This is a genomic window from Lactobacillus sp. WILCCON 0059, from assembly GCF_057197985.1.
Genome location: NZ_JBUBHN010000001.1, coordinates 358,210 through 374,734, shown reverse-complemented (window position 1 = coordinate 374,734; position 16,525 = coordinate 358,210). Strand labels below are relative to the sequence as shown.

16 protein-coding genes are annotated in these 16,525 nt (G+C 51.8%); 1 reads left to right on the top strand and 15 read right to left on the bottom strand.

Translation table 11 applies throughout. The features are described 5' to 3' along the window. From ACYVUT_RS01800 to ACYVUT_RS01775, 6 genes are all read right to left on the bottom strand, one after another. Positions 1 to 1,368 carry a UDP-N-acetylmuramoyl-tripeptide--D-alanyl-D-alanine ligase gene (locus ACYVUT_RS01800; RefSeq protein ID WP_484499787.1) on the bottom strand — a complete coding sequence of 456 codons (1,368 nt, stop codon included), beginning with the start codon at positions 1,366 to 1,368 and terminating at the stop codon, positions 1 to 3. A 113-nt stretch (positions 1,369 to 1,481) separates the two neighbouring features. Then, positions 1,482 to 1,733, bottom strand: a complete 252-nt coding sequence (locus ACYVUT_RS01795) for a type B 50S ribosomal protein L31 (RefSeq protein ID WP_003612793.1) — start codon at positions 1,731 to 1,733, stop codon at positions 1,482 to 1,484. A 99-nt stretch (positions 1,734 to 1,832) separates the two neighbouring features. Further along, the gene (locus ACYVUT_RS01790; RefSeq protein ID WP_484499786.1) at positions 1,833 to 3,104 is read right to left on the bottom strand and encodes a UDP-N-acetylglucosamine 1-carboxyvinyltransferase; all 1,272 of its coding nucleotides are present in this window, start codon (positions 3,102 to 3,104) and stop codon (positions 1,833 to 1,835) included. 120 nt (positions 3,105 to 3,224) lie between these two features. Beyond that, positions 3,225 to 4,844 carry a CTP synthase gene (gene pyrG / locus ACYVUT_RS01785; protein ID WP_439775877.1) on the bottom strand — a complete coding sequence of 540 codons (1,620 nt, stop codon included), beginning with the start codon at positions 4,842 to 4,844 and terminating at the stop codon, positions 3,225 to 3,227. A 116-nt stretch (positions 4,845 to 4,960) separates the two neighbouring features. Then, a complete protein-coding gene (rpoE, locus tag ACYVUT_RS01780; RefSeq protein WP_439775876.1) occupies positions 4,961 to 5,548 on the bottom strand; it encodes a DNA-directed RNA polymerase subunit delta in 588 nt (195 codons plus the stop codon). 45 nt (positions 5,549 to 5,593) lie between these two features. Further along, a complete protein-coding gene (locus ACYVUT_RS01775; RefSeq protein WP_439775875.1) occupies positions 5,594 to 5,992 on the bottom strand; it encodes a YwiB family protein in 399 nt (132 codons plus the stop codon). A gap of 140 nt (positions 5,993 to 6,132) precedes the next feature. Between ACYVUT_RS01775 and ACYVUT_RS01770 the strand changes: the two genes are divergently transcribed. Further along, positions 6,133 to 7,446 carry an HD domain-containing protein gene (locus tag ACYVUT_RS01770; protein WP_484501405.1) on the top strand — a complete coding sequence of 438 codons (1,314 nt, stop codon included), beginning with the start codon at positions 6,133 to 6,135 and terminating at the stop codon, positions 7,444 to 7,446. A 75-nt stretch (positions 7,447 to 7,521) separates the two neighbouring features. Here the strand turns inward: ACYVUT_RS01770 and ACYVUT_RS01765 are convergent, their stop codons facing one another. The 9 genes from ACYVUT_RS01765 to metG all read right to left on the bottom strand — a co-directional run bounded on the left by ACYVUT_RS01765 (position 7,522) and on the right by metG (position 16,520). Further along, positions 7,522 to 8,502 carry a ribose-phosphate diphosphokinase gene (locus ACYVUT_RS01765; RefSeq protein WP_439775873.1) on the bottom strand — a complete coding sequence of 327 codons (981 nt, stop codon included), beginning with the start codon at positions 8,500 to 8,502 and terminating at the stop codon, positions 7,522 to 7,524. Positions 8,503 to 8,727: 225 nt separating this feature from the next. Then, the gene (locus ACYVUT_RS01760; protein ID WP_439775872.1) at positions 8,728 to 9,474 is read right to left on the bottom strand and encodes a hypothetical protein; all 747 of its coding nucleotides are present in this window, start codon (positions 9,472 to 9,474) and stop codon (positions 8,728 to 8,730) included. Positions 9,475 to 9,641: 167 nt separating this feature from the next. Next, the gene (gene glmU, locus ACYVUT_RS01755; RefSeq protein WP_484499783.1) at positions 9,642 to 11,027 is read right to left on the bottom strand and encodes a bifunctional UDP-N-acetylglucosamine diphosphorylase/glucosamine-1-phosphate N-acetyltransferase GlmU; all 1,386 of its coding nucleotides are present in this window, start codon (positions 11,025 to 11,027) and stop codon (positions 9,642 to 9,644) included. A gap of 62 nt (positions 11,028 to 11,089) precedes the next feature. Beyond that, complete coding sequence (gene purR / locus ACYVUT_RS01750; RefSeq protein ID WP_003612830.1) at positions 11,090 to 11,920, bottom strand: pur operon repressor; 831 nt, start codon at positions 11,918 to 11,920, stop codon at positions 11,090 to 11,092. 106 nt (positions 11,921 to 12,026) lie between these two features. Then, positions 12,027 to 12,278 (bottom strand): Veg family protein, encoded by a 252-nt coding sequence (locus tag ACYVUT_RS01745; protein WP_439775674.1) that lies wholly within the window; start codon positions 12,276 to 12,278, stop codon positions 12,027 to 12,029. A 59-nt stretch (positions 12,279 to 12,337) separates the two neighbouring features. Further along, the gene (gene rsmA / locus ACYVUT_RS01740) at positions 12,338 to 13,228 is read right to left on the bottom strand and encodes a 16S rRNA (adenine(1518)-N(6)/adenine(1519)-N(6))-dimethyltransferase RsmA (RefSeq protein WP_439775675.1); all 891 of its coding nucleotides are present in this window, start codon (positions 13,226 to 13,228) and stop codon (positions 12,338 to 12,340) included. Continuing rightward, on the bottom strand, positions 13,203 to 13,775 hold the full coding sequence (rnmV, locus tag ACYVUT_RS01735) for a ribonuclease M5 (protein WP_484499269.1): 573 nt from the start codon (positions 13,773 to 13,775) through the stop codon (positions 13,203 to 13,205). The genes rsmA and rnmV overlap by 26 nt, the downstream gene beginning before the upstream one ends. Beyond that, positions 13,759 to 14,538 (bottom strand): TatD family hydrolase, encoded by a 780-nt coding sequence (locus ACYVUT_RS01730; RefSeq protein WP_484499782.1) that lies wholly within the window; start codon positions 14,536 to 14,538, stop codon positions 13,759 to 13,761. The genes rnmV and ACYVUT_RS01730 overlap by 17 nt, the downstream gene beginning before the upstream one ends. Next, entirely contained in the window at positions 14,538 to 16,520 is a 1,983-nt protein-coding gene (metG, locus tag ACYVUT_RS01725) for a methionine--tRNA ligase (protein WP_439774856.1), read from the bottom strand. The genes ACYVUT_RS01730 and metG overlap by 1 nt, the downstream gene beginning before the upstream one ends. Positions 16,521 to 16,525: the final 5 nt, after the last annotated feature.

Sequence of the window (16,525 nt, the reverse complement as noted above, 5' to 3'; positions counted from 1 at the left end):
CTATTTCAGTCTGTCGAGGACTCGTTCCAGGTGCATCCCGTGGGACCCCTTCAGCAAAACGATGTCCTGGCTGTGGATGTCGCTCTTTAAATCATCGATTAAATGGCTCATCTCATCTTCTGGGTAGTAGTGCAGATTCTGCTGGTCATACTTGTCCAGCAGGGCTTGGTAAAGGTGGTTCATCTCCGGCCCGTAAAGGTAAAGGACGTTGATCTTTTCCGGGTCCAGGCAGGCAGCCAGGCCCTTGTGTAGGTCGGCTGACCGGCTGCCCAGTTCCAACATGTCGGCCAAAACCGCGATGCGGCGGCCGCCTTCACTTACAGGAACCTGGCCAAAGGAGGCAGTCACGGCCTTAACAGCCGTTGGGTTGGAGTTGTAGATATCGCTCATGATGTCTTCGCCGCAGTCGCCCTTTTCCCATTCCATCCGGTTGGCCGTTGGCACGAAGTTGGCCAGACCGGCGGCGATTTCCTCGTCGCTTTCCCCGAAGTGGCGGCCAACCAGGATAGCGGCCATGGCGTTAGCCACGTTGTGGCGGCCAATCATCGGAATTGAGAATTCCCGGTCAGTCCCGTTGACCTTGAAGAAGGAATGGTGCATGGTGCTGCGGAGGTCACTGGCATGAATGGTGTCAGAGTCAGCAAAGCCAAAGGTGGACTTGTCCTGGGAAAGCTTGGCGGCTCTTTCCGCCAGGAGAGGTTCATCACCGTTGTAGATGAATTCACCGTCTTCTTGCAAAAAGTCCGTGATTTCCATCTTGGCGTCAGCGATCTTGTCCCGACTGCCGAAGAATTCGATGTGGGCTTCCCCAATCATGGTGATCACGGCTACGTCCGGCCGGGCCAATTGGCTCAGTTCATGCAATTGGCCAGCCCGGTCCATCCCCATTTCCAAAACCAAGATCTCAGTGATCGGCTTCATTTCCAAAATGGTCATCGGCACGCCGATTTCATTGTTGAAGTTGGCCTGGGTCTTGTAGACGTTGAAGCGCTTGGCCAAAACCGCCGCCACCATGTCCTTGGTCGTAGTCTTGCCGTTTGAGCCGGTGATACCAACAACAGTCGGGTTGACCTTCTGCAAGTAGTAGCGGGCCAGATCCTGCATGGCCTTCAAAGTGTCGGCAACTTCCAGAACCGCGATGCCTTCCGGCTTGCCCGGGTGGCCTGCCTCCCACAAAGTAGCGCTGGCGCCGGCCGCAATAGCTGAACCCACAAAGTCATGGCCGTCTCTTTCCCCCTTGATCGGGACAAAGAGGGCGCCCTGGCTGATCTTTCTTGAGTCAAAGGCTACTGAGGTAATGACCGTTTCCGCGTCCCCTTCACAACTGGTATTTAAGGCTTGGGCGATTTCTGCCAACTGCATTTTCATTCCAATACTGCTCCTTGAGAATAAATTAACACTTAGTATATTATACGTTGTTTGGCGCTCTTCGCAATAAAAAAAGCAACCCAAGCGGGCTGCTTTTAAAGTAAAGAGAACGATTAGTTCTTCTTGTTGAAGCCGTACTTCTTGTTGAAACGTTCGATTCGACCATCGGCTGCGGCAAACTTTTGCTTGCCAGTGTAGAATGGGTGGGAATCTGATGAGATTTCAACACGGATCAATGGGTAAGTGTTGCCTTCGAATTCAACAGTTTCTGATGACTTCAAAGTTGAGCCGGCAACAAACTTAAAACCAGTTGCTGAGTCCATGAAGCAAACTTCTTGATAATCTGGGTGAATACCTTGTTTCATAATTCTAAAACTCCTTTGCCATAGCCCTCTGCAGGCCATAGATTAATCGATTAACTCTAACATAGTACCACTATCCAGCCCGTTTGACAAGGGCTCAAGTTAATCTTCCACGTCACGGATGACCACGTCAGCTCCCAGCTGGCGCAGCTTTTCTTCCACCCGGTCGTAGCCGCGCAGGATGTTGCCGGCGTTGTTGATTACTGTTTCGCCGTCAACCATCAAGCCAGTAAGCATCAAGCAGGCCCCGGCCCGGATTTCGTCAGCGTGAACCACAGCCCCATGCAGGTGGCTGCCTGGATGAACCAGGATGATGTTGTTAACGACAGTGATGGAAGCCCCCATCTTCTGCAGTTCCGGCACGTGCCGGGTCCGCTTCGGGTAGATCGGGTCGATGATGACCCCTTCACCAGTCTTGGCCGTCAGTAAAAGCGGCGTGATTGGCTGCTGCAGGTCAGTCGCGAAGCCCGGGTAGGTCCCGGTCTTGACTTGAACCATGCGCAGGTCACCAGCCGGGTAAACGAAGAGAGAGTCTTCATCAGTGTCGATCACCACGCCCATTTCTTCCACCTTGGCCAAAAAGGCGTCAAGGTGTTCAGCGATGATATTGTGAATCCGGATCCCGTTGCCGATGCAGGCTGCCATGGAAATGTAGGTCCCGGCTTCGATCCGGTCAGGGATGATCGTGTGCGGCACCTTGGCCTCCAGGCGGTCAACCCCGTCGATTCTGATGGTGTCAGTCCCCGCCCCACGGATCTTGGCCCCCATGTTGTTCAAGAAGGTAGCCAGGTCGATGATTTCCGGCTCCTTGGCCGCGTTCTCGATCACCGTCCGGCCACTGGCCGTGACTGAGGCCATGATGATATTCATCGTTGCCCCAACTGAAGCCATCTTCAGGTGAATCTGGGCCCCTTTCAACCCTTCATCAGGCGCGGTAATTACAATCTGCTCATTTTCATATCTAACGTCGGCGCCGAGGGATTGAAAGCCCATAATGTGCTGGTCAATCGGCCGCGGGCCAATGTCATCGCCACCAGGAAAACCTACAACCGCCTTGCCAAAACGACCGAGCAAAGCGCCCATAAAGTAGTAAGACGCGCGCAAGCTCTTAATCTTCCCAGCTGGCAGGGGACTCATCTTGATGTCGGTCGGGTCAATTTGCAGGGTCGTTTCGCGGAAATCGCAGTGCACGTCCATTTCGCTCAACAAGTCCATCAAATTGTCAACGTCGGCAATCCGCGGAACTGATTCCAGGGTCACCGGCGTTCTCGACAGGATTGAGGCCGGAATCAGCGCTACCGTTGAGTTCTTCGCGCCGCCAATCCAGATGTCGCCTTGCAGGGGTTTCCCTCCGTGAATTATCATTTGCTTCATTTGGGAAAGTAGTCCTTTTCTTTTGTCAAATTATCATAATAATGTTAATAGATCTTCGTCAAAAAAACAAGAGAAGAGGTTTCTCTTCTCTTGTCACTATCTATTATTATCGTACAAAATTTAGAACTTGTCGACCTGCAAACCGCTGGCTGCCCCAATAAAGCCCTTGAAGAGCCCTTCTGGCCGGTTTGGCCGGCTCAAGAATTCTGGGTGGTATTGAGCGGCAACAAAGAACTTCTTGTCCGTGATTTCAACGATTTCCACCAGGTGGTTGTCCGGTGAAACGCCTGAGAAGGTCATGCCGGCCTTTTCAAAGGCTTCCCGGTACTTGTTGTTGAATTCGTAGCGGTGACGGTGACGTTCCTGGATAACTTCCTGGCCGTCGTAGCATTCCCGGGTCTTGGTGCCGGCCTTCAGCATGGCTGGGTACAGGCCCAGACGCAAGGTACCGCCGATCTTTTCCTGGTCACGCTGGTCAGCCATCAAGTCAATGATGTTGTTCTTGCAGTTTGGTTCTGCTTCAGCTGAGTTGGCATCTTCCAAGTGCAGGACATTGCGGGCGAATTCCACGCTGGCCATCTGCATCCCCAGGCAGATCCCCAGGAATGGAATATCGTGTTCGCGGGCGTACTTGATGGAAGTGATCATCCCTTCCAGACCCCGGGTGCCGAAACCGCCTGGCACGATCAAGCCCTGGGTGTCCTTCAAAAGTTCTGCCACATTGTCTTCAGTGATGTCTTCAGCCTGGATCTTTTCAACTTCGATCTTGCTGTTGTACAGGTAACCGGCGTGCTGCAAAGCGTCAGTTACGGAGATGTAGGCATCTTCCAGTTCAACGTACTTGCCAACCAGGGTGATCTTGGTCTTGTACTTCAAGCTCTTGGCCCGTTCGTCCATCCGGCGCCATTCATCCATGTCGGCAACCGGCTTCGGGCTGTCGATGTGGAGGAAGTCAACGACCTTCTGGTCAACGCCTTGTTCCTGGTAGGACAGCGGCACGTCAAACAGAGATGGCGCGTCCAAAGATTCCACGATGTAGTCGACTGGAACGTCGGTGAAAGTGGAGATCTTGTCCTTCATTTCCTGCGGAACTGGCATTTCTGAGCGGAGAACCAGCATGTTTGGCTGGATCCCGATTGACCGCAGCATGGAAACTGACTGCTGGGTCGGCTTGCTCTTCAATTCCTTGGCTGCCCGCAGGTAAGGAACGAAGGTAACGTGCACGTACATGACGTTTTCTGAGCCGACTTCCCGCCGCATTTGCCGGATGGCTTCCATGAACGGAGTTGATTCCATGTCGCCGACCGTACCGCCGATTTCAGAAATAACCACATCAGTGTCGGTCATTTGCGCTGCCCGCATGACCTTTTCCTTGATCATGTTGGTTACGTGCGGGATCACCTGTACAGTGCCGCCGTGGTAGTCGCCGCGCCGTTCACGCTGCAGGACTTCCTGGTAGATCTTGCCAGTCGTCACGTTAGAGTACTTGCTGGTTCTAACGTCGACCAATCTTTCATAGTGGCCCAAGTCAAGGTCAGCTTCCGTACCGTCGTCAGTCACGAAAACTTCACCGTGTTGGTAAGGGTTCATCGTGCCGGGGTCGATGTTGATGTATGGGTCGAACTTTTGCATGGTAACTTTCAAGCCGCGGTTCTTCAGCAAGCGACCAATGCTTGATGCAGTAATCCCTTTCCCCAATGATGAAACAACGCCGCCAGTCACAAAGATATATTTGGTCATTGAGCTCTCCTTTGAAAAATAATAAAAAAGCTCCCTAGCAATTAGGGAGCTAAACGCACATAGGGTGCCCAAGCAAAATAATAACGACTTTTCAGCCGCAAGTCAAGGACAAAATCCTATTCTTCGTCTTCATCGTCATCAAGGTCGTCGTCATCCATTTGTGACAGCTGGCCTTCGATCCCGTCTGGCAATGAGTCGTCATCTTCGTCGTCTTCATTGTCGTCGTAATCGTCATCGTAGTCGTAATCGTCGCCGGAGTTGTCGTCATCGTCATCTTCGTCAGCGTCACTGTCGTCGGACAAGTCTTCGTCTTCTGGGTCGTCGTTTTCGTAGTCGATCACGTCGTCGCCTTCAGTCGTGGCCAGGAAGGCGTTGACCTTCTTGTGGTGCTTGCGAGTTGATGCTTCGTCGCCATCGTCTTCTGGGTGGTCGACTTCTTCATCGACAGCTTCGAACTTGAACCAGGTCCGCAGGGCCCAGACATTTTCACCCATGGAAATGAAGCGGCCATCGGTGTTCATGTCCGTGTAAAATTGCGGCAGGCGCTGGCGAATTTCTTCGTCGCTCTTGTTCAAGTACTTTTGCACTTCGTTAACGATATCGGCAAAAGCCATTCTTTCGCCACGGTCTTCCAAAATTGCGTGCGCAACTTCAATCATTGACAATTCGTTGCGATCCACGTCTTTAAAATCAGCTAATCCCACAGTTGAACGTCCTCTCTATTCAATCTTGTCTATTTTACACGTCATTTAAGCAAAAATCAACGAGACGGCATAACTACCAATTAAGTCTACACCACTAAAGAGGTCATATTCAACTTCAAGTTGCTGGCCAGCGGCATTTTCTTTCAATTCCAGGCGCTTGGTTTCCGACAAAAGATCCAGCTGCCGGCCCTCAACCACGTACTTGCACTGCCCTTTTTCGCCCAAGACAAAATGCATTTGGGAGAAGTTGCTGTGGTCAGTCCCCCGCCGGATCAAGAGTTCCTGTTCTTTTAAGAGCATCTTGACCGGCACCTTTTCTGCCTCGTAAAAAATTCTTTTAACCGCGCCGTCTTCCCGCAATTCACCTTCTGCCTGCTGGCGGATGGTTTCCGTTTGCTCGCCCTGGGTGATCTTGCTCGTCAAATCGATTTTAATTTTGCTCATCTTTTAAAAAAATAATTCTCCTTACAATGGCCACAAGCAGCGGCCCCTGGCAACTTTTGCTATAATTTTCTATAGCTAGTCAAGCATATCTTACTATGTTTCGGCAAAAATATAAAATAATAAGAATGGAGGATCTACTTTTGACAAAATTTGACAGTCCTAAACTGGCCCGCGAAGTCGTCGTCCGTGACCCGGTCCACGGCTATATCCACCTGGACACCCAAGTGGCCCTGGAAGTCGTCCGCTCGAAAGAATTCCAGCGGATGCGGCGGATCAAGCAGCTGGGCCCGACAGCCTTCGTCTTCCCCGGTGCCACCCATACCCGCTTTGAGCACAACCTGGGCGTCTATGAACTGGCCCGCCGGATCAGCAACCTTTTTACTGACAAATACCCTAGTCAAAGTACCGGCGACGGGCTCTGGGACCCCGAAGAGAACCTGCTGGTGCAGATGGCCGGCCTTTTGCATGACATCGGCCACGGCCCGTACTCGCACACCTTTGAGCACCTTTTCGGCACCAACCATGAGCAGATCGGCCAGCAGATCATTCTGGATCCTTCCACTGAGGTCAACCAGGCTTTGAGCAAGGTCGACCCGGACTTCCCAAAGGCGGTGGCCAGCGTGATCGCCAAGACCTACCCTAACCCCCAGGTGGTCAAGCTCATTTCCAGCCAGGCTGACGCTGACCGGATGGACTACCTTTTGCGGGATGCCTACTTTACGGGTGCCTCTTATGGGGAGTTCGACCTGTCCCGGATTTTGCGGGTCATCCGCCCTTATGAAGCAGGGGTTTGCTTTACGGCTAACGGGATGCATGCCGTTGAAGACTATATCGTCTCCCGCTATCAGATGTACCAGCAGATCTACTACCACCGGGTCAACCGGTCCATGGAGGTCATCCTTCACCACCTGCTAAAGCGGGCCCAGTACCTTTACCAGGAAAAAGAATTGCCGGTTACGCCAAGCTTAGCCAGATTTTTGGCGGGGACCTGGGACTTGCAGGACTACTTGAAGATGGATGACGGGGTCATGGAAACCAACTTCAGCATGTGGACTGAATCCAGCGACCCGGTTTTGGCGGACTTAACCAAGCGCTACCTCTTCCGGCGGCCTTTAGCCAGCGTGAAGATCAACGAAGAAAGCAAGCAGCTTTTGCCGCAATTAAAGGACTTGATCAAAGATGCCGGCTTTGACCCTGACTACTACACCGGGGTGGGGTCAGCTTTTGACGAGCCATATGACGCTTATAAGCCAAGTGGCAAGAACGCCAACAGCCAAATTGAGATCATGCAGGAAGACGGCAGCTTAATCGAGCTGTCCCAGCTCAGCCCCCTGGTCAAGGCCTTAAACGGGACCCTGCAGGGCGATGAGCGCTTCTTCTTCCCGGTCGCCATGCTCAAGCAGGCGGATTTTCAGCAGTACCTGAAAAACGGGGAATTGCTCACGAAAAAATAAAAGCAAAAGAATAATTTGCAAAAGAAAACAACCGCTGCACATGCAACGGTTGTTTTTCGTATAGTCTATAAATCCTTACTTGTCCTTGTACTTGTTAGCGTCGTAACGAGTGTCAAAGAGCGGACTCATTGGCTTGTGTTCCATGATCAGCTTGATAGCGTCACCCATCAAAGGCCCAACGGAAACGAGAATCATCTTGTCGAGGTTCTTTTCGGCTGGCTGTTGGATTGAGTCGGTCAAAACCAGGCTCTTGATTACGGAATTGTTCAAGCGGTCAACGGCTGGGCCGGACAAAACGGCGTGGGTAGCACAGGCGTAGACTTCAGTAGCACCGGCGTCCTTCAAGGCTTGGGCAGCCAAAGTGATAGTACCGGCAGTGTCGATCATGTCGTCGATCAAGATAGCCCGCTTGCCCTTGACGTCACCGATGATGTTCATGACTTCGGCAACGTTGGCCTTTGGCCGGCGCTTGTCGACGATGGCAATTGAAGTGCCCAAGAATTCAGCTAATTTTCTTGCCCGGGTAACGCCACCGTGGTCTGGAGAAACGACAACAGCGTCTTCTTCCAGGTGATTGCTCAGGAAGTAGTCAGCCAATAAAGGAGCGCCCATCAGGTTGTCGACAGGGATGTCGAAGAAGCCTTGGATTTGCGGAGCGTGCAGGTCCAGTGAGAGGACGCGGTCAGCCCCGGCAGCTTGAATCATGTCTGCGACCAGTTTAGCAGTGATTGGTTCTCTGGCCCGGGTCTTCCGGTCTTGACGTGCGTAGCCGTAGTAAGGCAGGACGATGTTTACGGAAGCGGCACTGGCCCGGCGGACAGCGTCGATCATGATCAAAAGTTCCATAAGGTTGTCGTTGACCGGCGCGCTGGTGGATTGGATCAAGAAGACGTCCTTGCCACGGACAGAATCGTCGATGTTGACTTGAATTTCACCGTCGCTGAAGCGAACGACGCTTGAAGTTGAAAGCTTTACCCCCATCCGCTTAGCGATCTTTTCTGCCAACGGTTTGTTTGAGTTAAGCGCAAAAAGCTTGATGTTGTCCTTGTAAGACATAATTCCCTCCGAAAAAAACAGCATTTACCAGTTCTATTCTAACAAAATCCGGCATTCTTTTGTTGGAAAAAAGGCATTTGTGTTCAGTTTTTAAGCAAAAAATTCCTGACAGGCATGTTTTAACCTGGTCAAAAAGCAAGAAAGCCTTTTATTTTTTAGTAGATAGAAAAAATCGTCTGTTTTCCAAAGAAAAAAGCTCTGACTTCCGTCAAAGCTTTTTCCTAATTACTTGCTTGCGATTACCTTAACGTCGCTGGCCTTAAGGTAGGCGCTGTTGCCAACGTAGTAGTACTTCTTGTTCTTGATGGTGATGGTCTTTGAAACCTTGTACTTAGTGCCCTTGTAAGCTACAGTGCTCTTCCAGCCGTTGTAAACGTATGGGCTCTTCTTAGTGAACTTGGAACCGTCCTTGTGGTAGAAAGGAGTGGTCTTCTTAGTTACTTGAACTTGAGTTACAGTCTTCTTTGAGCTGGACTTCTTGGAAGAAGTGCTTGAGCTTGAAGTTGAGCTGCTTGAAGTAGAACTAGTCTTCTTTGAGCTTGAACTTGAGCTGGTCTTCTTGGAACTAGTCTTGCTTGAAGTAGTGCTTGCCTTCTTTGAGCTTGAAGTTGAGCTGGACTTAACCGTCTTAGTTGCGGTTACCTTGACGTCGCTGGCCTTCAAATAAGCGTCGTTGCCGATGTAGTAGTACTTAGCACCCTTGATGGTTACAGTCTTAACTACGTTGTAGCTGGTGTTCTTGTAAGCTACAGTGCTCTTCCAGTCGCCGTAAACGTAAGGCTTCTTCTTGGTGAACTTAGAACCGTCCTTGTGGTAAAAAGGAGTGGTCTTCTTAGTTACCTTAACCTTGGTTGCCTGCTTAACCGTGGTAGTCTTGGCAAAAGCCGCGTTTTGAGTAAGCAGTGCTGCTGGAGTAGCCAGAGTCAAAGCCAATGATGCTGATGCAAAAGCAATTTTCTTAGTAAACTTCATCGATATGCAAACCTTTCTTGCTTCTTTTTGTACATTGCCTAGATTATACACCCTCTGTTTAAAAATTGCTTATTAAAGTTCTCAAAAGAAAGGCAATTTTTCCTTAAGTCAACTGTAAGCGGATGCATTTTGCTTATTAAAAAAGGAGCCTGAGCTCCTTTTCAAAATTATTTCCATTCTTCGTCTTCGGACAAAGGCAGCTTGTGCCAGTAGTCTTCCTTGTTGACCTGCCGGCCCCGGGCGATGGCCATTTCATACTTGCCAACGTCCTTGGTAATGGTTGAGTCAGCCGCGATAAAGGCGTGGTCAGCCACATTAATTGGGGAAACCAAGGTTGACCCGGCCCCGATGAAGGACTTGTCGCCAACCGTCGTGTGGAACTTCTTGACCCCGTCAAAGTTGGAGAAGATGACCCCGCAGCCGACATTGATGTCCTTGCCCAAAGTAGCATCCCCAACGTAAGTCAGGTGACCGACCTTGGTGTTCTCGCCAATTTCCGCCTTCTTGACTTCCACGAAGTTGCCCAGGTGGGCTCCCCGCTTGATCAAAGCCTTTGGCCGCAAGTGGGAATTTGGCCCGATGTCCGTGTTGTCTTCCATGATTGATTCTTCAATCGTGGAAGAAGTTACCGTCACGCCATTGCCGATCTGGCTGTCAACGATTCTTGACCCGGAAGTGATCAAGCAGTCAGACCCGATCACAGTGTGGCCCTTGATCGTCACGCCGCCTTCAATCACCGTGTCATTGCCAATTTCCACGTCAGCATCAATGTAAGCCGTGGCTGGGTCGATAAAGGTAACCCCATCCCGCATGTGCCCTTCATTGATTCTTCTTTGCATGATCCGGGTGGCTTCAGCCAAGGCGATCCGGTCGTTTACCCCCAGGCTTTCGCTGAAGTCAGGCATCTTGTAAGCCCCGACCTTCTTGCCGGCCTTGCGCAAAATTTCCAAAACGTCAGTCAAGTAGTACTCGCCTTGAGAGTTGTCGTTGCCGACTTGCTTCAAAGCAGCCCACAGGTCCTGGTTGTCAAAGCAGAAGACCCCGGTGTTGATTTCCTTGACCTTCAGTTCTTCCGGCTTGCCGTCTTTTTGTTCCACGATCCGCAAAACATTGCCCTGGTCGTCTCTGATGATCCGCCCGTAGCCAAAAGGATCCGGAGCTTCAGCAGTCAAAACCGTGGCCGCGTTGCCTTCTTCTTCATGGTAGGCAAAGAGCTTTTCAAAAGTTTCACTGGTAAAAAGCGGGGTGTCCCCGGTTACAACCAGCGTTGCCCCTTCCAAATTAGCCAGCTGGCCTTCAGCCTGCATAACCGCGTGGCCGGTGCCCAGCTGCTTTTCCTGCATGGCAAATTCAGACTTGCCTGCCAAGACTTTCTCCACGTCTTCTGCCCCATGGCCGACAATAGTCACGATCTTGCTTGGCTTGACCGCTCTGGCCGCGTCAACGACATGTTCAACCATGGCCTTGCCGCAAACCTGGTGCAAAACCTTGTAAAGCTTGGATTTCATTCTGGTGCCCTTGCCGGCAGCCAAAACTACGACATATTTTTCCATCTGTTTTGTAACCTTCTCAATCAAAATAAGCTAGCCTTCCTGGCTAGCTTATATTGTAACATTTAGAAACGGTCGAAGTTAGTTCTAGTCAAAAAGTTGCCCGGCTGAGCCAGGATGATTTCCTTTTCGCTGTCGATCTGGTCAATGTTGACCAGGGAAACGTAGTCCTTGATCTTGCGTTCCTCTTCGTATTCAGTTTCGCAAAGGACGCAGACGCCGGCAACCTGGCAGTCAAATTCCTTGACCAGTTGCCGCATCCCGTCCAGGGTGCCGCCGCCCTTCATGAAGTCATCCACAATCAGAACGTTCGTATCCTTGTCCAGGGCCCGGGTCGGCAATTCCATCTTGGCTACCCGGGAAGTTGATGAGGACATGTAGTTAACGGACACAGTAGCCCCTTCCGTCACCTTGGACCGCTTGCGGGCGGTTACCGCTGGGACGTTCAAGTAGCTGGCCACGGCGTTGGCCAAAGAAATCCCCTTGGTTTCCACCGTCATGACAGCTTCGATATTAGCGTAAGCATAGCGGGTGGCGATCAGCTTGCCGATCATCTCCAAATCATATGGCCCGCCCAAAATGTCTGACAGGTAGACAAAGCCACCCGGCAGAATCCGGCTGGAGTCCTGGATGCGGCCTGCCAGGTCCTTGAGGTACTTCTCAGCCGGCTTCTGGCCCAAAAAAGGGATATAGCGGACCCCGCCGGCTGCCCCGGCAACGGTCTCCAGGATCCCATCCTCGTTGCTGGCCAGGGTGTGCTTCAGAATGGCCAGGTCTTCAGAGATCGATGACTTCGCTGCCCCGTAGCGCTTGGCAAAAAAAGGCAGAGCAATCAAGGTATGCGGGCGCTCCATCAAAAACTTGGTCATGTCTACTAATCTTTCAGAACGTTTCATTCTCTTTCCTTCCTAATGTCTGTTTTTGTACTTATACTAATATACTCTAAAGGGCAAAAAAAATCACTAACATTTTCAAGAAATGTTAGTGCAAAAATTCGTATTTTTACTCTGCATCGCTTTCGTCATCAAATTCCAGCAGGATGTTCTTGGTCAAAACATCAGTGTAGCTGTATGATGCGTGTTCAAAATTATTACTGTCCTGGTCCAGAGCCACTACGAACACGGCAGGAAACGTGTTCTTCAAAACGCCGCGGCGTCTGGTTACCTTCTTGCGACCCGCTTGGGCAACGATTGTCAGCTCTTCGCCTAGGTGGGCATCTAACTTCTGCTTAATGTCTTGAATATTGATTGGCAATTATGACACTCCTTTATCAGAACATTGTAACATAATTTCCTATTCAAATCAAGATTGAATTATTTATTCAGTTCCGCTACCGCCTGGCTGATTCTGATGAAGTCGCCGATGGCCAGTTGTTCCGGCCGCTGGCGCGGGTCCAGATCCAGGTCAGCCAGCAGCTTTTCCCGGTCTTCCTTGTCCGGAACCAAAGCCTTCAAGTTGTTGGCCAGGGTCTTGCGCCGCTGGGCAAAACAGAGCTTAACCACCCGGTTGAACTGCTTGCGGTCGCCAACGTCTGCCGGATTTTCCAGCGGCGTTAAAACAACCACAGCTGAGTCAACCTTTGGCTGGGGCATGAAGGAAGCATGCCCTACTTCCAAGGCCAGGTCCACGCTCATTTGAGTCTGCACGGCAATGGACAAGGGGCCATAGGCCTTAGAGCCCGGCTGGGCAGCCAGGCGCTCAGCGACTTCTTTTTGCATCATCAAGGTCAGGCTGGTGAAGTCCAGGCTGGATTCCAGCAGGTTGAAAATAATCGGCGTGGTGATGTAGTAAGGCAGGTTGGCCACGACTTTGACGGGCTTGCTTAAGTCAAAAAATCCCGCCAGATCATTTGCAAAGTCTGCCTTCAAAACATCCTTCATGATCAGCTTGAAGCGCTGGTCCAGGTCTTCGCCGTCCACCTTTTCCGGCAGTTCGTTAGCCAGGATTTCCGGCAGGCTCTGGTCGACTTCATAAGCCGCCACCTTGCCCCCGGCTAAAAGCAGCTGCTCAGTCAAAGAGCCGATCCCCGGGCCGACTTCTACTACCTGGTCGCCGGGCTCAATCCCAGCGGCCCTAACGATCCCCTGGACAGCATCCAGGTCAACCAGGAAGTTCTGGCCCAGGTTCTTCTTGGCGTGCACAAAGTAACGGTTGACGATGGCCGCCGTCCTTACCGGACTAGCGATTGGAATTCTGTTGGTCATTTTCCGCCTCCTCTACTGCCTGCTTGAGTTCAGCTAGACTGATGCCAAAAGTCCGCAGGCGCTGGTAAAAACGCTTGGAATTGGCATAGCCGATCCCCAGCTTGATCCCGACTGCCTCCCGCAATTGGCGGGACTGGCGGCCCATGGCCAGGCCCAAGTCGACATAGTCCCCGTAGTCAAAGTCAGCCTTTTCCGCTTGGACCTCGCGCAAATCGCTCAAGGCCCGCTCCAAAGCTTCCTTTGACGCGTGCTCTACCCCCAGACTGCCCTGTTTCTTAGGCTCGCCTTCCTTGCGGGTAATAAAGGCCTGCTTGGCCGTTGGCACGGCTTCGGTCACTATCCGGCGGATCCGCTCGCCGTTGACGTCAGGATCGGTAAAAACGATAATCTCGCGGCTTTGGGCCAGCTTCTTCAGCTTGGCCAGGACCGCATCAGAAACGGCCGAGCCATTCGTCTCGACCGTCTCAATTCCTGGAAAAAACTGCTTTAAGCGAATCGTATCGTCCTTGCCTTCCACGACAACGACGGCGTTAAAATTCTTCTGCATTTAATCCGTAAATCCTCATTGTATTAGCATAAGTTGCCTCAGCTACTTCGGCCAAGTCCAGCCCCTTCAAGTCCGCGACCGCTTGGGCGACGTAGCGGACATAGCCAGGCTCGTTTTGCCGGCCCCGGTAAGGCACCGGGGTCAAAAATGGTGCGTCAGTTTCAACCAAAAGCCGGTCCAGGGGAACCATCTTGGCTGACTCATGCACTTCAGTGGCCTTCTTGAAGGAAACGACCCCGGAGAAAGAAAAGTTCACGTTCAAGTCCAGGAACTTTTCCGTCCATTCCGGACCCCCGTTGTAGCTGTGCAAAATCGCCCCGTATTCCAAATTGGCTTCTTGCAAGATCTTCCAGCAGTCTTCAAAGGCATCCCTGGTGTGGATGTTTACCGGCAATTTCAAATCGCGGGCAACTTCAATCTGCCGGGCAAAAACTTCCCTTTGCACATCCCGGGGCGACTCGTCCCAGTAGTAGTCCAGGCCGATTTCCCCAATGGCAACTACCTGGCCGCTTTTAGCCTGCTCAACCAGCAAGTCTTCAGCTGCCTGGTCATAGTCTTTGGCCACGTCCGGGCAGTAGCCGATGATAGCCTTGACATTGGCAAAGCGCTTGGCCAATTCCAGGGCGCCCAGGTTCATTTCCGGGTCCTGGCCCACGCAGTTCATTCCAACCACGTCCAAATCCTTGGCCTTTTGAATGTACTCGGCTTCTTTTCCGGCAAAAGGTTTGTCGTTTAAGTGGGTATGGTTGTCGTAGATCTTCATTAGCCCAGTTCAGCCCCCACCGGGTGTTCATCGCCGACCAGGGCCAGCTTGACATCACCGTCAGCTTCACTGGACAGGAGCATGCCCTGGCTTTCGTGGCCCAGCATCTTGCGCGGCTTCAGGTTGGTTACGGCCAGAACCTTCTTGCCCAAAAGGATGCTTTCATCTGGGTAGAACTTGCGGATCCCGCTCAAGATCTGCCGCTCGCCGGTCTTGCCAAAGTCCAGCTTGAACAGCAAGAGCTTGCTTGACCCTTGAACTGGTTCAACAGACAGGATCTTGCCGACCTGGATCTTGACCTTGTCAAAGTCGTCGATCGTGATCTGCTTTTCTTCCTGCTTTTGTTCTCTTCTTGACTGCTTCTTTGGCTTGGCCTTCTTCATTTCTTCCTTGATGTAGGCCACTTCTTCGTCATTCTTCAAGCGTGGGAAGATTGGGGTTGGCTTGGCAACGACGTTCACGTCCCAGGCAAAGCCGCCGAACTTCAAGTCCTTTTGGCTTTCGTCTTCCCAGTCCAGGCCCAGCTGGCTGAACATCTTGGCTGGTGTTTCAGTCATGACTGGAGCGATCATGATGGCTACCAGACGGAGGCTTTCAGCCAGGTTGCTCATGACTCTGGAAAGCTCTTCAGTCTTGCCTTCCTTGTTCAAAACCCATGGGGTAGTTTCATCGATGTACTTGTTGGCCCGGGAAATCAGCTGCCAGACGTTTTCCAAAGCGTTGGAGAAGTGCATCTTGTCCATGTTGTCGTAGTAGTCGCTGATCGCCTTGGCGGCAACGGCAGCCAGGTCTTTGCCGTACTTGTCCTGTTCCTGGTCAACTGGGGCAACCAGGCCCTTTTGGTACTGGTTAATCATGGAAACAGTCCGGTTCAAAAGGTTGCCCAGGTCGTTGGCCAGGTCAAAGTTGGTCCGTTCAACGAAGTCTTCTGGAGTAAAGGAACCGTCAGCCCCAAACGGGATAGCCCGCATCAAGTAGTAGCGGACCGGGTCCAGGCCGTAGCGGGAAATCAAGGATTCCGGATAAACGGCATTACCCTTGGACTTGGACATCTTGTCCTTGTAGATCAAGACCCAGCCGTGGCCGAAGACCTGCTTAGGCAGCGGCAAGTCCAGGGCCATCAGCATGATTGGCCAGTAAATAGTGTGGAAACGGACGATTTCCTTGCCGACCAGGTGGACGTCAGCTGGCCAGTACTTCTTGAAGAGGGAGTCGTCTTCTGACCCGTAGCCCAAGGCAGTGATATAGTTGGCCAAGGCGTCGATCCAAACGTAAACAACGTGCTTCGGGTCGCTTGGCACCGGGATCCCCCAGTCAACCGTGGTCCGGGTAACTGACAAGTCTTCCAGACCAGGCTTGATGAAGTTGTTCACCATTTCCTTTTCCCGGGAGTTTGGCTGGATGAATTCCGGGTGGTCCTTGTAGTACTGGAGAAGCCGGTCAGCGTACTTGCTCATCTTAAAGAAGTAAGATGGTTCCTTAACCAATTGAACTTCGTGGCCAGATGGGGCGATACCGCCGACAACGTTGCCCTTGTCGTCTCTGAAGACTTCCTTAAGCTGGGATTCAGTGAAGTATTCTTCGTCTTCAACTGAGTACCAGCCGGTGTATTCACCCAGGTAGATGTCGCCTGAGGCCTTCAGCTTTTCAAAAATCTTCTGGACAGCCTTGACGTGTTCTTCATCAGTGGTCCGGATGAACTTGTCGTAGTTGATGTCCAGCTTCTTCCACAGTTCCTTGATGTCCTTGACCATGCCGTCCAGGTAGGCCTTAGGCTTCATGCCCAGCTTTTCAGCCTTTTGTTCGATCTTCAGACCGTGTTCGTCAGTCCCGGTCAAGAAGAAGGTGTCATAGCCGCGGGACTTCTTGTAGCGGGCCATGGTGTCCGCTGCTACCGTCGTGTAGGCGTTGCCGATGGTCAAACGGCCAGACGGATAGTAGATTGGCGTGGTAATGTAAAAAGTTTTCTTGTTATCTGCCATAGTGC

Bases quoted from the DNA above. Each gene is read 5' to 3' on its own strand.
- ACYVUT_RS01800 (WP_484499787.1), bottom strand. From the start codon at position 1,368: ATGAAAATGCAGTTGGCAGAAATCGCCCAAGCCTTAAATACCAGTTGT.
- ACYVUT_RS01795 (WP_003612793.1), bottom strand. From the start codon at position 1,733: ATGAAACAAGGTATTCACCCAGATTATCAAGAAGTTTGCTTCATGGAC.
- ACYVUT_RS01790 (WP_484499786.1), bottom strand. From the start codon at position 3,104: ATGAAGCAAATGATAATTCACGGAGGGAAACCCCTGCAAGGCGACATC.
- pyrG (WP_439775877.1), bottom strand. From the start codon at position 4,844: ATGACCAAATATATCTTTGTGACTGGCGGCGTTGTTTCATCATTGGGG.
- ACYVUT_RS01775 (WP_439775875.1), bottom strand. From the start codon at position 5,992: ATGAGCAAAATTAAAATCGATTTGACGAGCAAGATCACCCAGGGCGAG.
- ACYVUT_RS01765 (WP_439775873.1), bottom strand. From the start codon at position 8,502: ATGTCTTACAAGGACAACATCAAGCTTTTTGCGCTTAACTCAAACAAA.
- ACYVUT_RS01760 (WP_439775872.1), bottom strand. From the start codon at position 9,474: ATGAAGTTTACTAAGAAAATTGCTTTTGCATCAGCATCATTGGCTTTG.
- glmU (WP_484499783.1), bottom strand. From the start codon at position 11,027: ATGGAAAAATATGTCGTAGTTTTGGCTGCCGGCAAGGGCACCAGAATG.
- purR (WP_003612830.1), bottom strand. From the start codon at position 11,920: ATGAAACGTTCTGAAAGATTAGTAGACATGACCAAGTTTTTGATGGAG.
- rsmA (WP_439775675.1), bottom strand. From the start codon at position 13,228: ATGACCAACAGAATTCCAATCGCTAGTCCGGTAAGGACGGCGGCCATC.
- rnmV (WP_484499269.1), bottom strand. From the start codon at position 13,775: ATGCAGAAGAATTTTAACGCCGTCGTTGTCGTGGAAGGCAAGGACGAT.
- ACYVUT_RS01730 (WP_484499782.1), bottom strand. From the start codon at position 14,538: ATGAAGATCTACGACAACCATACCCACTTAAACGACAAACCTTTTGCC.
- metG (WP_439774856.1), bottom strand. From the start codon at position 16,520: ATGGCAGATAACAAGAAAACTTTTTACATTACCACGCCAATCTACTAT.